The organism is Segatella sinensis, from assembly GCF_040095255.1.
GTDB classification, from domain to species: Bacteria; Bacteroidota; Bacteroidia; order Bacteroidales; family Bacteroidaceae; genus Prevotella; species Prevotella sinensis.
On the sequence record NZ_JBBNGE010000001.1, the window covers coordinates 93720 to 110345 of the forward strand.

At 42.8% G+C, this 16626-nt stretch carries 9 protein-coding genes and 1 pseudogene; 6 read left to right on the forward strand and 4 right to left on the reverse strand.

The annotated features are described in order from the left end of the window. Window positions 1-62: 62 nt before the first annotated feature. From AAAT87_RS00335 to AAAT87_RS00345, 3 genes are read right to left on the reverse strand one after another with little or no spacing between them, the layout of a single operon-like run. Window positions 63-1022, reverse strand: coding sequence for a hypothetical protein (locus tag AAAT87_RS00335; protein ID WP_349225306.1), 960 nt, complete (start codon window positions 1020-1022; stop codon window positions 63-65). 57 nt (window positions 1023-1079) lie between these two features. Then, window positions 1080-2687 carry a RagB/SusD family nutrient uptake outer membrane protein gene (locus tag AAAT87_RS00340; protein ID WP_295024196.1) on the reverse strand — a complete coding sequence of 536 codons (1608 nt, stop codon included), beginning with the start codon at window positions 2685-2687 and terminating at the stop codon, window positions 1080-1082. Between the two features lie 29 nt (window positions 2688-2716). Further along, window positions 2717-5908 carry a SusC/RagA family TonB-linked outer membrane protein gene (locus AAAT87_RS00345; protein ID WP_349225307.1) on the reverse strand — a complete coding sequence of 1064 codons (3192 nt, stop codon included), beginning with the start codon at window positions 5906-5908 and terminating at the stop codon, window positions 2717-2719. 245 nt (window positions 5909-6153) lie between these two features. Between AAAT87_RS00345 and AAAT87_RS15500 the strand changes: the two are divergent. From AAAT87_RS15500 to AAAT87_RS00355, 3 genes and pseudogenes are all read left to right on the forward strand, one after another. Then, window positions 6154-6441, forward strand: a pseudogene (locus AAAT87_RS15500) (phage integrase SAM-like domain-containing protein); the annotation flags it as partial. 93 nt (window positions 6442-6534) lie between these two features. Beyond that, window positions 6535-7164: a site-specific integrase gene (locus AAAT87_RS15505; RefSeq protein WP_428848530.1), complete on the forward strand. Its 630-nt coding sequence runs from the start codon at window positions 6535-6537 to the stop codon at window positions 7162-7164. Window positions 7165-7913: 749 nt separating this feature from the next. Next, window positions 7914-9233 (forward strand): ATP-binding protein, encoded by a 1320-nt coding sequence (locus AAAT87_RS00355; RefSeq protein ID WP_296971641.1) that lies wholly within the window; start codon window positions 7914-7916, stop codon window positions 9231-9233. A 57-nt stretch (window positions 9234-9290) separates the two neighbouring features. Here the strand turns inward: AAAT87_RS00355 and AAAT87_RS00360 are convergent, their stop codons facing one another. Beyond that, complete coding sequence (locus AAAT87_RS00360) at window positions 9291-10547, reverse strand: ATP-binding protein (RefSeq protein ID WP_295024201.1); 1257 nt, start codon at window positions 10545-10547, stop codon at window positions 9291-9293. A gap of 595 nt (window positions 10548-11142) precedes the next feature. On the opposite strand from AAAT87_RS00360, the gene AAAT87_RS00365 reads away from it, so the two are divergent. From AAAT87_RS00365 to AAAT87_RS00375, 3 genes are read left to right on the forward strand one after another with little or no spacing between them, the layout of a single operon-like run. After that, window positions 11143-14130 (forward strand): SusC/RagA family TonB-linked outer membrane protein, encoded by a 2988-nt coding sequence (locus tag AAAT87_RS00365; RefSeq protein ID WP_349225309.1) that lies wholly within the window; start codon window positions 11143-11145, stop codon window positions 14128-14130. Window positions 14131-14154: 24 nt separating this feature from the next. Then, window positions 14155-15690 carry a RagB/SusD family nutrient uptake outer membrane protein gene (locus AAAT87_RS00370; RefSeq protein WP_302205782.1) on the forward strand — a complete coding sequence of 512 codons (1536 nt, stop codon included), beginning with the start codon at window positions 14155-14157 and terminating at the stop codon, window positions 15688-15690. A gap of 31 nt (window positions 15691-15721) precedes the next feature. Continuing rightward, window positions 15722-16618: a Calx-beta domain-containing protein gene (locus AAAT87_RS00375; protein WP_349225310.1), complete on the forward strand. Its 897-nt coding sequence runs from the start codon at window positions 15722-15724 to the stop codon at window positions 16616-16618. Window positions 16619-16626: the final 8 nt, after the last annotated feature.

Below are 16626 nucleotides of genomic sequence, written 5' to 3' on the forward strand. Positions count from 1 at the left end.
TGCATTAACTATGATAGAAAACGCAAATGCCCCAATTACTAAATTTATTTTTAAGAGAGAGATTACTCCTCCATAGATGCCTTGTAATCCTCTGTACTCAAGAAGAGATAAGCAGGTCCCTGGTCACATGGTACTGCCTGACCATCCTTGTAACCAGCCATACTGATAAACAAGGAACTTGCTGGCCATGCAATTACACCACCGGTCTCTGATGCCTTGAAGACACCAAGTGGATAGCTGGCAATATTACTACTCAAGTTGTCATAGATCTGACCGATGGTAAATTCACCATAACCAAAATCCATACCCAACTGAACAGGAGCCAAAGAAGCACCGTCCTTAGTAACGGTAATGACGAAAGTACCACCATTGCTTGTCAAGTCACCTTCCTCTGCATATGGATAACCATTGAATACACCAAGTTCATCCTGACTAGTACAAAGAACGTATGGACTCTTGAAACGGTACTTAACAGCTGTAGCTGTAGTAGCCTTCTCAATGGTTACTGCCAATGGCTGAGGATCAACACCAAAGAACGTATTGATAACATTAGCCATCCAAACACCAGAACCAGCAGCTTCCCACTTGATAACAGTTACGCTAGCAGTGAAATCCTTGATGCCCTGTGTATATGGATTAAGATTGGCATCATCAAAAGTCAACTCCAAAGAAAGAGGAGTTCCCTGAGCAGCACATTCCTTTACTGTTACCTTGATATCCTTCTCTGTCTCACCTGCAGCAAAATCTACTGAAGCAGGAACATTGAAGTTGTCTGCACCTTCAACTACCTTAATAGGATATGAAGCTGCATCTGTTGCCTTACGCTGTACCTTGAAAGATACAGATGGGTCAGAAGGATCTACCTCAAATGAGCTCTTATTGGCTGTACTGAACTCTACAGCTGGGCAAGATGCCTCAACAGGAGCTGTTGTAGAGTTACCCAACTCCAAATCGTCGTTGCCACAAGCTGTAAGCAACATGGTTGCTGCAGCAAGGCTCAGAAATATATTTTTAATCTTCATTGTCTCAATATTATATTTGTTTATAATACTTGTTTATTACAACACGACTCCTTAGGATTACTCCTCGTCTTTTACAGGCTTTGGAGCTGGAGTTGTCTCATTGTTGTCTGCATCAGAGATAGCAACGTTAGCATTGATCTCTGTCTGTGGAAGACGCCACAACAAGATTGGATCACCTGGCTTGATATCAAATACGACAGTAGCATCGAAGCCACCACCACGGCGGTCAATACCCTTGTTCAAACGCATTACGTCATACCAGATAAGACCTTCACCCCACAACTCAATACGCTTCTGGAAGTAAACTGCCTCCTGAACATCACCATTGCAAGTGTAAGAAGGATCACGATAAGTCTTAACGAAGCTCTCAAGGAAGCTCTTACCATCCTGACCAGCCTTAGCCATAGCCTCAGCCTTGATGAGATACATCTCCTCAACACGCATCAGAGGAATATCATTTGCATTGGTTGAGCATCCCAATGTACCATCATAAGTATTAAACTTACAGCTAGTGTAAGCTGGGAAGCTGTACTTTGCAAGATAAGCATTGTACTTATCGTCCAAGTGGGTATTCTTACCATCCTCACCTGACCACCAACCCTTACGAACATCAGTCTCAGGTATCTGGTTGTAGAGTTTCTTGTTGATCTGATGACCACCAGAGTACTGGCAGTAACCATAGTTGAAGGTACCATTGTGAGAAATCCAGTTAATAATACCAGTTGCAACTACATCATCAGTCTCCTCAACGTAGATGCACCACATAAAGTCCTTGCAAGATCTCTTGTTAAAGTAAGGCAAGCTTACATCTGCGATAGAAGCTGGCTCAATGCCAACCTTCTTTGCCTCATCAATGGCATTCTGCGCATCGCTGGCTGCCTCTGCCCAGTTCTGCATAACAAGATTCATACGAGCACGGATACCGTATGCTGTTGCCTTAGAGATATAACGCTTTGCATCACCATCACCAGCAACATACTTAGTGCTAGTCAACAACTCGATAGCATGATCAATATCGGTCTTTACCTGTGTATATACCTCCTGGACAGTAGCACGTGGAGCACCATTTGCAGCTGCTTCGTTAGAATTGGCATCTGTGATGATTGGTACACATGGCTTACTCTCGTTACCCTTGTAAGTAAACTGATAAAGCTGGGCAAGATTCAGATACATATAAGCACGGGTAGCAAGACCCTGTGCATAGAAGAACTTACCCTGATCGTCTGTAGGATCACCAGCTGCGTATGATGCACATACATTGTTTGCTGCATAGATAGCCTGATAGTGGTCGTTCCATACCATCTGGCTCTCGTAGCTAGTATAATTGCGATCGGTTAATTGCAAGCTATTACCAGACCAGTTGTAACCATTATTGCCTGCAGACTGATCCTCTGTATTGGCATCTGTGAAATACAAGACAGAGCCATAACCGAAGTCACTATGACGAGTTGATTTACCCATTGCAACATAATTTGGGCAATACTGGTTCAGGGTAGAGAAAATGGCACGTACGCCAGCCTCACCACGCTCAGGCTTTGCACCAATAATCTCGTTCTTCTGGTCAGAAGTAACTGTGTTACCTTCTGGTGCTGTATCAAGATCTGTACAAGAAGTCAATGCTACAGAAGCAAGAACAAAACTTGACAATAAATATTTTACGTTCATTTTATTATTCCTTAAATATTATGTAATGTTTAGAATGCAACGCTGATACCACCTGAAAGGGTACGGATTGCTGTATAAGTAGAAACATCGGCAGAGATGTAGCTCTGACGTGGGTCAAGACCCTTACGAGCAGTCAAGAGTGCCAAGTTATCACCAGAGAAGTAAACACGAATCTTTGAAAGGCCCAAGCTTCTAACAAGCTGAGATGGCAATGTGTAACCAATTGTCACGTTATTGAGTGAAAGATAGTCACTACTTGTCAAGAAACGTGTTGATGTATAGCTAGCATAGTTAGCATTCTTTGAAATAGAATTCAAACGAGGAACATCAGTATTCTTGTTCTCTGGAGTCCAAGCCTTGCGAATATCAACATGCCAGTTCTGACCAGCTGTAGTATTGTTGCCACCATGCATAATGTTAGCATAACCGCTATCAAAGATCTGACCACCGAGCTGATAAGATGCCTGAATTGAGAGGTCGAAACCATAAGCCTTGAATGTTGTTCCGAAACCACCATATACTGTTGGAAGGAGGTCATCGGTTGCAATACGGTTCTCAGTCTGGGAAGCAATCGTGTAATCATTCGTCTTCTCACGAGTAACGTTACCATTCTCATCCTTCTTGTTGTAGTACCACAATGCATCACCATTCTCAGGATCTACACCTGCCCACTCTGGCAAGAGCATACGATACATAGACTCACCCTCCTCATAAATACGTGCGCTCTTGATGAGCTTACCACCCAAGTCTGGGTGCAACTTATTGATCTTGTTCTTGATGAATGTACCGTTAGCATTTACATCCCAAGCTACGTTCTTTGTGTTAAGGATATTGTAGTTCAAATCGATTTCCAAACCAGAGTTGGTCATAGAACCGATGTTCATTGGCAACTGAGAATAACCAAGAGAACCTGCTACAGGTTTGTAATAGAGCATATCAGATGACTTACGAGAGAAGTACTCGATAGAACCATTCAACTTGTTTTTGAACATACCGAAGTCAAAACCAACGTTGAACGCGGTCTGAGTCTCCCATGTCAAGTCTGGATTTCCCTTATATGAAAGTGTACCATCAGAGAAACCTGAAGAATCACCTGTCATAGTGTACTGATCGAGGTAAGCATAGTAGTTACCAATATTATCATTACCCTGCTGACCAACAGATGCCTTAAACTTCAAGAGGTCAAGCCATGTAACGTTCTTCATGAAGTCTTCCTTAGTCAATACCCATGCCAAGCTACCAGAGAAGAAGGTACCCCAACGGTTATCCTTAGAGAAACGGGAAGAACCATCACGACGTACAGCTACGTTAGCAATGTACTTATCCTTATAAGAATAGTTAGCACGACCAAAGAAACCGGCAGTTGCGTATTTATCCAAAAAGCCACCAATACCATAGTTAGCTACTGCATTACTTACATAGAAGCTCTCTGGATTATACAGGTGATCTGCATTAGCATTCAAATACTTATACGAATAGCTGTAACCATCATAACCGAGAGTAATATCAATGTTATGCTTGGCAGCGAATGTATGGGTATAGTTTGCTATATACTGCTGGTCGAAACCATAAACACGTGTATGTGCCTGAGAAGCACCACCCTGCAATGAAGCGAACTGACCCATATAGGCATTCTGCAAAGAATTGAAGTTGGTGTTGTCAATATTAAGAGCCCACTGTGCCTTCAAGCTCAAACCTTCGATTGGAGTCAGGTTGATGTACCAGTTATTGCTCATGATGTCAGCAATAAACTGACGCTTGTCGTACTTGAGCTGACCACCAGGGTTAGAGATAGACATAAAAGAACGGTCACGTGTACCATCATTGGCAGTACCATAGTCGTATGTCTTACGACCATTGTTCATCAAGATGTTACCTTCTGCATCACGAACATAGAAAGGATAGATAGGAGCCATTGTATTGGCCAAAGCGAAGGCATTGCCAGAAGAAGCACTAGATGTCTGATCATCAGGATAGAAACTCTCGCTGTAAGTGTATGAGATATTAGCACCTACAGTCATCCATTTGTTTACCTTATAATCGTCCTTCAAACGGAGTGATGTACGCTTGAAACCAGAACCGGAAACAAGACCACCATCATCCAAGTAACCTGCTGAAGCATAGAAGCTGTTACGATCGCTTGCGCCTGAAATAGTAGCATTGTACTCCTGACGGAGAGTTGGCTTAAACATCTCGTCCTCCCAGTTATCTGGAGTATAATAGCGGTTGGTTGCCTTATCTGTATAACCCAATGTAGCATTAGGGTTCAACTTACCGTTTGTACCGAAAAGATACTCACCCTCTGGAACTGTATAAACCTGATAGCCGCTACCGCCATTAGTATTGGTAGTGATATACTTGTTCACCCACTGCCAAGCCTTGGTTGGATTGTAACCGAGGTCAGAAGTTGCAGCGTTATACATAGCAGAATACTCTGTCTCAAGATATTCCTGTGCGCTACGGATAACATCGTAATTCTTGATAGCACGAGAGTTAGAACCCCATTTTGCATCCAAAGTTACAGTAGCCTTACCAGCCTTACCCTTCTTAGTAGTAACCATAATGATACCATTAGCACCACGAGCACCATAAAGAGCTGTAGAAGCAGCATCCTTCAAAACGGTGAGGCTCTCAATATCAGCTGTATTGATAGAAGAAAGATCACCATCGAAAGGTACGCCATCTACTACATAAAGAGGATCAGCACCAGCATTGATAGAGCCGACACCACGCACACGTACTGTAGCAGAAGTACCAGGCTGACCGTTGCTGCTCTGAATCTGAACACCAGCAACAGCACCAGCAAGAGCGTTAGAAACATCAGAAACCTGACGAAGTTCCAACTTGTCAGACTTCATCACACCAGCAGAACCTGTGAAAGAGCCCTTGGTTGATGTACCGTAAGCAACAACTACGACATCATCCAAAGCGTGATCATCTGCATCCAAAACAATCTTCATGTTCTTGCCTGCCTTTACAGACTTGCTCTGCATACCAATATAAGTAATCTCCAACTTGGCACCAGCAGGAGCATTCAATGAGAAGTTACCATCAACATCGGTAACTGTACCTGTGTTAGTACCTACAACCTTGATAGAAGCACCGATAACAGGGCTTCCATCCTCAGAAGCAGTAACTTTACCAGAGATTTGACTTTGTGCAAAAGCCATGCTCGTACTGAGAGCAAGACCTGCAACTACTGTCATGAGTCTTTTTTCCATAAATCTCTCTCGTTTTAAATAAATGAATATATAATGTTTATAATTTCTTTCTCTCAACTTTTCTTATATGATTACTCACAAGGAGTTATCATCATCTTTTTGCCCCCTCCTCTTGCCCCGAGGTGGAGATTTATGGGGAAAACGGCGATTTTTCATAATAAAGCTATTGGAATTAACTGGATGTATCATACCTTTGGGTATATTTTCGTAAATTCTTTATTTTTAATCATTTAAACATTTAAGTTATGGCGTATTTCAAGTTAGAATTCGGTTTCGGAAGAAGTAAGAGTGAGGGTAAGATTTCAGATACTGCGAATCTGGTAGATGAGCAGGTTGCGTTGGAGATTCCTGGATGGGATTTCGTGAATGATGAAGTGGAAAGGGCAAAACAGCAAGGACGCTTTAAAGTTGCTGGTAATTACCTTACTGCTGCCCGTTCCTTTACAAAGTTCATTGGTACTGACAACTGGCTTTTTTCTGATATGACGGCAGAAAAGCTGGAAAGCTATCAGCGATGGCTGCTGGGGCGCAATATCTGCCTGAACACATGTTCTGCTTATATGCGGGCTTTGCGGGCTATGCATCATAGAGCATTGCCGGTTCTCAATGCTGCTCCATTCAGTAAAGTGTTTACGGGGAGGACCAAGACCGAGAAACGTTGTATCTCACAATCAGAAATTCTGCAACTCAAAGCCTTGCCGCTACAGCCTGGAGGTTCTCTTTCCTTCGCTCGTGACATCTTCCTGTTTTCTTTTTATGCGATGGGAATGCCTTTTGTTGATATTGCCTATCTCAAGAAAAGCCAACTGAGAAACGGATGTATTTATTATGCCCGGCATAAGACGGGACAGCAGATACAGGTAGCACTATTGCCTGCGATGCTTGAAATCATCATGCGATATGAACAAAGAGATTCAGAATTTGTCTTTCCGATACTTTCTGACAAGGTGGAAGATTCTGTTTCCTCACCATCTGTTTCTGCCCTACTGCATCGTCAATATACAGCTCGATTGCGCCAGTACAACTACAATCTGCATCAGGTGTCTAAGATGCTGGGGCTGGCTAAACCCTTATCTTCTTACGTGGTTCGTCATTCTTGGGCAAGCATAGCTTATCTTCATCATCTGGACATCAGCTTGATAAGCAAGGCTTTGGGACATACCAAATCTTCAACTACCTTTATCTATATAAAAAGCCTTTTTGATTCCGACCTGTTCGAAGCAAACCAGACTTTGATGGAAGATCTGGGGTTATAGTCCTGTCGGGAAGTAGGCTCCTTTCGTTTATTGTCTGGTTACGGCAAGATATTGCCCTTTGGCAGGGCAATTTTGTGCCATTGCCAGGCACGAAACGATACGTCGGGAGGAAGAATTCTTCAGAGCTGCCATCTGTGATTTGGAATATGGTTTGCTGCCAGAGCCGTTTTGCTGGTAAAAATCCTACTCTCGATTTCTCTCTTCACTCTTCACCAAATCGTCTGAAACCCCGATAAACACAGGGGTTGCGAGAGGTGAAGAGTGCATAGCCACTCTTCACCACTCTTCACCACTCTTCACCTGATGCAAGAGGATAAACGCTGAGCCGCTTACTTATCACGAAGCTCGGTCATCATTGATGACCAGCGCTGGTCTTCAATGATGGCTGAAGCAGGGAGCATGGAATGATCTCGGAGCCTCAAAAAATACAGGGTGAAGAGAGGTGAAGAGTGGTGAAGAGTGCCTTGTTGCTCTTCACACGCGCAATCTTCTTATATACAGTTGGTTATGTCGTATTTGTGAAGAGTGAAGAGTGTTTTTGAAAGTAGCTCTCTATTCATCAAACGCAGCAAAACTCCTTCGGAAAATGTGAGAGATTGCAGCAAAACTCCTTCGAAAAATGTGAGTATTTAACATAAAACTCCTTTGTAAAATGTGATAAATATATTTAAAACTCCTTCGAAATATGTGATTTTTCTTGCTTAATACCATGATTTTTAGTACTTTTGCAAAAAACAAATAAAAAGCGTATGGAAAGACTTCTAATTCACCAATTGTTAAAATGGAAAGAGAGCACCCATCGAAAACCGCTTGTCTTAGAAGGAGCAAGACAGGTAGGCAAAACCTGGTTGTTAAGAGAATTCGGCAAAAAGTATTTCAAAGATGTTTGCTATATCAACTTTGAGCAAAAAGACAGGTTGGAAAGCATCTTTGCGGGCGACCTTTCGCCCCAATTCATCATCGAGCAACTATCCATCTATCATGGAAAGCCCATCAAACCACAAACCACACTCATCGTATTTGATGAAGTGCAAGAAATGCCTCGTGCCCTTACATCACTAAAGTATTTTTGTGAGGAAGCACCCGAATACGCCATTTGTTGTGCGGGCTCTCTGCTGGGCATAGCATTGCATGAAGGCACATCTTTCCCTGTTGGGAAAACTGACTTTCTGCATCTATACCCTCTAACATTCAAGGAGTTTCTTCTTGCCAACGGCGAGCAGATGTTAGTTGACTATATACAGCAAGGCAACAGAAACGTAAAAGCTTTCGAACCGCGACTCATTGATTATCTCAAGAGATACATGATAGTAGGAGGAATGCCTGCTGTTGTTAACGAATGGCTTGACACCAAGGATTTTACGAAGGTAGAGAAAATTCAGAAACAACTGATTGCTGCATACCAAAAAGACTTCTCCAAACATGCACCTCATCAAATGGTCGAGAAAATAAGATATGTGTGGAATAGTATCACCTCCCAACTTGCCAAGGAAAACAAAAAGTTTGTTTACGGTTTGGTAAGAGAAGGAGCCAGGGCAAGAGAATATGAGGATGCCATCATGTGGCTTTGTGATGCAGGCGAAACTATCCGCACCCACAATGTTAGCAAACCAGACGTTCCAATATCCGCATATGTTGATTTGAAATCATTCAAGGTATTCCTGCTGGATGTTGGCTTGCTGAGAGCCATGAGCGGAGTGTCGCCTAAGGTTATCTTAGACGGCAGCAGAATTTTTGAGGAATTTAAGGGCGCATTGACAGAACAATTTGTCTGTCAGGAGCTTCAGCAATTTTCTGACACCCTCCAGACCAATTATTATTGGACGTCCTCTGCCACCTCGGAAATAGACTTTATTATCTCTGATGGCCTTGATGTCTATCCATTAGAGGTAAAAGCAGGCGTTACGATGAATGCCAAGAGCCTCAAGCTCTATGTGGAGAAATACTCTCCCAAATGGGCTATCCGTACCAGCCTCTTGCCATACGAGCGTAATGCCGAGGCTAAAATGCTGAATATTCCTCTCTATATGCTCTTTGTTCTCGGAAAGGAGCTGGAGACTGAAAGCTAGAATTTAAAAGTGTCCTCACTGACGGACTTTGCTGCCCCAGTGAGGAACAAACAACAACTACGAGGTAAGCAACCACTTCCATACTGGTATCACTTCAATCTTCAAGTCATCCAGTTCTATCGTCTCCTCTTCATCCATCGTAATAACAAAAAGTTTACTTCCTGGATACCTCTTCTGATAAGCATTCAAAGCCCCCAATTCTCGCTCACGAGTAGCAGCATCCTTGATACTATACGACACTTGGAAAGCACATTGATGCTCAAAGAGACAAAAGTCCACCTCCACATTATTATGATAATAGAAGAGATCTTCCCCATACTTCTCATGCAGGTGAATGGCTACCAGATTCTCCAAGAGAGATGTTTCTGGATCAAAGAGGAATAGACTCAGAAAACCATTATCTATAAAGTAATACTTCTGGTTCGACATTCTATCTTGTAATTTTGCGCAAATGTTTTCTGTGGAGAAGACCAGGCAAGTGTCCTTGATATATCTCAGATAGTCCACTATCGTCTCTTGCTTTACCTTTCCAGCCACAGTAGAAACCAGATTAGCCAGTCTGTTATAAGACTGTGGCTGCTTTACGCTCTCAGAAAGTTTACGTATCAAAGTCTTCATAGCCAGAGGGTTACGGATTCCGTATCTGGTAATTAAATCTCCAAAGTAAATCTTGTTGTATAGATTGCCCAACCACTCTCGCTTAAACTGATTATCAACAATCACCAATTCTGGCAAACCGCCAATATGAAAATACTCCAGAAAAGCCCTCTTGAGGTCAGAATTTTGTAGATACTCCCATTGCGCAGGCAAGGAGATATGCTGGGCTGTCAAGTATTCCTGAAAGGAGAAAGGAAAAACGGGCTGCACCATATATCTGCCACCAAGCGTAGTAGAAATCTCGCTACTCAGCATCTTGGCGTTGCTACCAGTGATATACACTCTATATTTCTGGTCAGCAAGTCTGCGTGCAAATTTCTCCCACCCATCAATGATTTGTATCTCGTCGAGCATGAAGATAGGCTGATGCCCATACATCTCCTCGTAAGCCTGCTTGATGGCATCCAGGTCGGAAAGCTGGAGATTTTCCAATCGGTCGTCCTCAAAATTGAAGTAAAGGATTTCCTCTGGCAGATGTCCCTGAGCTATCATCTCTTGGGCACGCTGATATAGCAAGTAAGACTTACCGGCTCTTCTTAGTCCTACCAGCACATAGTTAGAATGAGATTCGAAGCTGATGTTTCTTTTCACCATCTCCACATTTTGAATCATCCTTTGGTTCTCCGCTATCAGCAGTTTTGCTATTCTCTTGTCCATATCTTCCGTTTTATGTTAATCTGGGTGCAAAGATACAACATTTTCCTTTATAAAGGAAGAAAAGTCATAAGATATTTCCTTTATAGGGGGAAATTTTTCTCAAAAACTTTCCTCTATAAAGGAAACTTTCTTTAAACTCCTTCGGAAAATGAGGATTCCAAGATACTGGATATTCCTCTCTATATGCTCTTTGTTCTCGGAAAGGAGCTGGAAACTGAAAGCTAAAATCCTGAATGGGCGATGGTTTTTAAATGAACTGTCGCCCGTTTCTTTACATTTTATAAGAAAAAGTGCATAAAAACTGGATTTTTATAATAAAATGCAGGGCGAAGTGCAACTTTTTCTGAAAAAAGTTTGGCGGTTTCCTAAATAATGCTTAATTTTGCACCCGATTAAAAATATTCTTTAAAATTAAGTAAGTTTTAGACTTACAGACCCTTATATAATAAGGTATAAAAAGCGAACTCCTCCACCTCGGGGCAAGAGGTGGGGGCAAAAAGATGATGATAACTCCTTGTGAGTAATCATATAAGAAAAGTTGAGAGAAAGAAATTATAAACATTATATATTTATTTATTTAAAACGAGAGAGATTTATGGAAAAAAGACTCATGACAGTAGTTGCAGGTCTTGCTCTCAGTACGAGCATGGCTTTTGCACAAAGTCAAATCTCTGGTAAAGTTACTGCTTCTGAAGATGGTAGCCCTATTATCGGTGCTTCTATCAAGGTTGTAGGAACTAACACAGGTACAGTTACCGACATTGACGGTAACTTCATGCTCACTTTACAGAAGCCTAATGCTGAGTTGGAGATTTCATACATTGGTATGGTTTCCAAGAGATTGAAGGCATCTGCAAAGATGAACGTCTTGTTGGACTCTGAAAGTCAGTCACTCGAGCAGGTTATCATCACCGGTTATGGTGCTGCTAAGAAGCTGGGTTCTGTTGTTGGTGCTATTTCCAACGTTGGTGAGAAGAAGTTGCAGACTATCGTGACCCCTAACTTTACCGATGCGCTTGCTGGTCAGGTTTCAGGTTTGTCTGTATTGACTTCTGCTGGTGACCCTTCACAGTCGGCTTCTATCCGTCTGCGTGGTGTCAACTCTATCAACTCATCTAACCAGCCATTGTTCATTCTCGATGGCTCACCTATTTCTTCAAGCTTCTTCAGCACATTGAACCCTTCTGATATTGCTAATATCACCGTATTGAAGGATGCTGCTTCTACAGCTATCTATGGTTCTCGTGCTGCTAACGGTGTTATCGTTATCACCAGCAAGCAGGGTAAGTACAACGAGTCTGTTCAGATGACAGTAAAGGCTCAGTATGGTATTTCTACTCCAACTGCTGATGGTACTACTATGATGAATTCAGAGCAGTACATCCAGTTCCGTGACTTGATCGGTCAGCCTGTTAGCGACAATATCAGAAACCTGGTAAGCAAGTATGGTATCAGCACCAACTGGCGTGATGAGTTGTTGAGCAGCTCAGCTCCAACATCTGATATCAATGCTACATTGCAGGGTGGTGGTCAGACTATGAACTACTATCTCTCTTTCAACCACCACGAGCAGGATGGTTTGATTGAGCAGTCAAACATGCGCCGTTCTACATTGGCAGCTCGTATCAATGCACGTCTTAACAAGTTCTTCAAGGTTGGTTACAGCTCTAACTTTGGTGTGCAGGATTATGCTGTAAACTCTGCATGGAATGATGATAGCGGAATCTATCTGAATAACCCATTGGTTGCTGCCCGTATGGCTTTGCCTTACGATGCTCCTTATTACTATTCTTTCGATGATAACGGTAATATGATCAAGGGCGACAGAGCAGCTAAGCTCCTCTATAGTGGTATCACTATGCCTTGGTGGGGTATCTCTAAGAGTGATGTTTCACGTAAGCGTGTTACATTGAATATGTCTCTTAATGAGCAGCTTACTCCAATCGAGGGCTTGACATTTACAGCTGTTCAGTCTTTGTTCGGTTATGACTATACATTGGATGGTAGAAACTTGCCTTATGATAAGGTTACTACTCCAATGGGACAGACTATTGCTGCAAGATCTGGTAGCGTACAGACAAACTTCTCTCGCTATTATGCTTATACCCTCACACATACTGCTGAGTATCGCAAGAACTTCGGCAACCACTATCTCAATGTATTGGTAGGTGAGGAAACACGTCTCGAGAAGTCAAAAGGTTTTGGCGCATACTCACAAGGTCAGACTGATGAGCGCCGCCTGTTGCTTACTGCTGGTACAACAATGAACCCTGCTTCACAGTCTGATAGTCGTGAGAAGGTTGTTGCCAACTCTATCTTCGGTAATGTAGAGTACAACTACCTGGAGAAGTATTATGTTTATGGTTCTCTCCGTCGTGATGGTAGCTCTAAGTTCGCTCCAGATCACCGTTGGGGTACATTCTGGTCAGCTGGTTTGAAGTGGGATGCTAAGAAGGAAAACTTCCTCAAGAACGTTTCTTGGTTGGATGCCCTCTCTCTGAGCGCTAACTACGGTACAACCGGTAACGACTCTGGTGCTGGTGCTTACGACTATTATGGTTTGTTCGGTAACGGTTCTAACTATAATGGTGAGGGTTCTATCACAATCTCACAGGCAAGTAACTATACCTTGACTTGGGAGACTGTAAGCAAGTTTAACCTTGGCTTGAACATCGGCTTGTTCGATCGTTTGAATCTCGAGGCTAACTACTACATCAACAAGACTTCTGATATGTTGATGGACATTCCTTACTCAATGACTACTGGTTTTGAGTCTGGTGCTGGTAACATCGGTGCCATGACCAACAAGGGTTTTGAGTTGTCTGCTAACTTGGATCTTATCAAGACTAAGGATATCCGCTGGACTCTTTCTGCTAACGTAGGTTACAACAAGAATGAGATTACTGAGTTGTTCGCTGGTCGCGATGAGTATGTAATTGCCAATACAGGTTTGAAGCTCCAGGTAGGTCACCCTTACGGTGAGTTCTACAGCGTTCGCTATGCTGGTGTTGATCCTCGTACTGGTGAGCCAATGTACTACGACAAGAACGGTAATGTTACTAAGAATTATAATGAGGAAGAGAACTCTGTATTCTTGGGTAAGAACCGCTATGCACCATGGATCGGTGGTTTCGGTACCAACTTCACATGGAAGGGTCTCAGCATTATCGCTGACTTCGCATGGCAGTCTGGTAAGTACATGACCGTAAATGATAACTACTTTATCATGAATGCTAACCAGGGTACTTCTTTCAACCAGAGCGTAGAGATGTTGAACATCTGGACACATCCTGGTCAGATTACTGATATCCCAGCTTACGGCTATGATATCCAGTTCGATGACCACTTGTTGAGCGATGCATCATTCTTGCGTATGAAGACTCTTACTGTCCAGTATGAGTTGCCTAAGAAGTGGATGGCTGCAACACGTTGCCTCAAGGGTGCTAAGGTATTCGGTATCGCACGTAACCTCTTTACCATTACAGACTTCAAGGGATATGACCCAGAGCCAGATATCAACTTGGTTCAGTTCAACTATCCTAACACCCGTCAGTTTGTTATTGGTGCAGAGTTAACATTCTAAACTTAACAAAAAAAGAAAAAAAATATGAAGAAGATATATTTTTCATTGATGCTTATTGGTGCATTGACTTTCTCATCTTGCTCCATGGACGAGGCTCCTTTCGGCAAGTTGGATGACAAGACTGCTATTCAGAAAGCAGCAGACCTTCGCCAATTCCGCAATCAGCTTTATAGCAACATGCGCTCAGTAACATCTGGTGTTTGGCTTTACCGCTCAGACATCCAGATGGACGAGTTCCACGGATTGATCAACAACGGTAACCGTGAGGGTGTTTATTCTAATGGTACATTCACATCTGCCGATAACGACCTCAAGGGTATGTGGCAGAGCGCATATAATGTCATCGCTAAGTGTAACTCTGTTATAGAGAATGCAGCTAAGTTGTCTGCTGATGCAACTATTGCTGATGCTGACAAGACAGATTTCGTACGCTACGATGCAGAGGCTCATTTCGTACGTGCCTATATGTATTTCTGGTTGGCAGAGCACTACTGCCAGACCTATACAAAGGCAGAGCCATCAAAGGCAGCTTCTGGTCTTCCTTTGACCACAACTTATAATCCAACTGGTGATATCGCTACCTATCCAAGCCGTAGCACACTGGATGAGACTTATCAGTTGATCGAGGATGATATCAACGTAGCATTGACAGGTCTTCAGAAGTATGAGGCTTCAGGTGCTGCAGATGTAAAGGATATGGTTGCTGCGAATGCAGCTTATGTTTCTTCTTATGCTGTACAGGCATTCAAGGCTCGCGTTGCCCTTGTAAAGGGTGACTGGAAGACTGCTGCTGACAATGCTGAGGCTGTTATCAACTCTGGCAAGTTCCCATTGACAGAGATTGCAGACTATGCTAAGATGTGGACAGATGATGAGGGTACTGAGGTAATCTTCCGCCCTACGATGACCCCTACTGAGTTGGGTGGCTCTAATGGTGCAGAATACATCAACTCTTCAGAGACTGGTGCTGACTATATCCCAACATTCGCAGTATTGAATCTCTATGGTGAGGGTGATGTCCGTTTCAATACTTTCTTCAAGGTATATCAGAAGCTTGATGTAGAGGGTACAAATTATCAGGCATACGTATTGAATAAGTTCCCTGGTAACGCAGCACTCCGTACTGGTACAACCAACAACATCATGAACATGAGCAAGGTGTTCCGTTCTTCAGAGATGTATCTGATTGCTGCTGAGGCTGAGGCTCGTCAGGGCAGTACAGAAAATGCCAACAAGTACTTGAAGGCATTCCTGGCTAAGCGTATCGAGGGCTATGAGCCAAACGATTACTCAGCTAACACCATCTTGTCTGTTATCCTGAACGAGCGCCAGAAGGAGTTCATCGGTGAGGGTATGCGTATGATGGATGTTCGTCGTCTTGGCAAGGGTTTTGCACGTTATGCTACACATGATGAGAATCCTGATCTCGACGGTATCGTTGTGAAGATGGGCCAGTCTCTCTCTTATGCAGCTGATGATCATCGTTTCTTGTGGCCTATTCCAAAGACCGAGATGGATTCAAACCCTAACTTGGCAGGTCAGCAGAACCCAGGTTATTAATCTAGTTGTATCACAATAAAGAATAGAAAATATGAAATATATAAAATTGTTCATGTTGATGGCTGCAGTAACCTTCTTCGCAGCCTGCTCTAGCGACGATGATTCATGGAACTCTGCTTCAGATGTTACTGTTGGAATGGCGCAAACTGAAATGACAGTAAATGAGGGTAAGGGTCTCTTTAACGTTCCAATCGAAGTGAAGGGCGAGACCAACGGTAATGTCTTCGTTACTGTTGAGCTTAAGGAAGTTGGTGCTAATCCTGCAAAGGAAGATGTTAACTATTATGTTACTGATAAGACTATCAACATCTCTGATGGTGTAGGCAACGTAGAAATCGAGACTGTAGACGATGATGATATCAACGATCCTCGTACTTTCCAGGTTACCATCGTAGATGCAAAGGGTGCTAAGATTTCTGAGAATGCAAGCACAACCATCACCTTGAAGGATAATGATTCTGAGTTCTACAGCAAACTTCAGGGTAAATGGACTTTGAGCGGTGTTGACAGAAGTGGTAAACCTATTTCTTGGAATGTGACTATTTCTGGTGCTTCTGATGAGAGTGAGGCTGACTTCAATAAGAAACTTTATGTAAGCGGATTTAATGGCGAGTCAACCTGTGTAGCAGAGCTTTCATACTATTTTGACAAGGAAACAAAGAAGGGTCGTGTAGTATTTGAAGATATGGGTCAATATGCTTTGGGTGCTTATAACTTTGGTGGAGAACTCGGTCCTTGTTACGTACTTCCATTCAATTACAAGGATGGTAAGTTGACAGAAGATCCAATTGAGGGTACATGGTCTGCTGATATGAAGACTGTTACCTTTGAGGAGGGTATGATGGCAGGAATCCTTTACACTTATCCTGATGTGAAACCTACAGGTCGAGCATTCTTCTTTGTTGGTAATATGAAGCTGACACGATAAGCCTTATG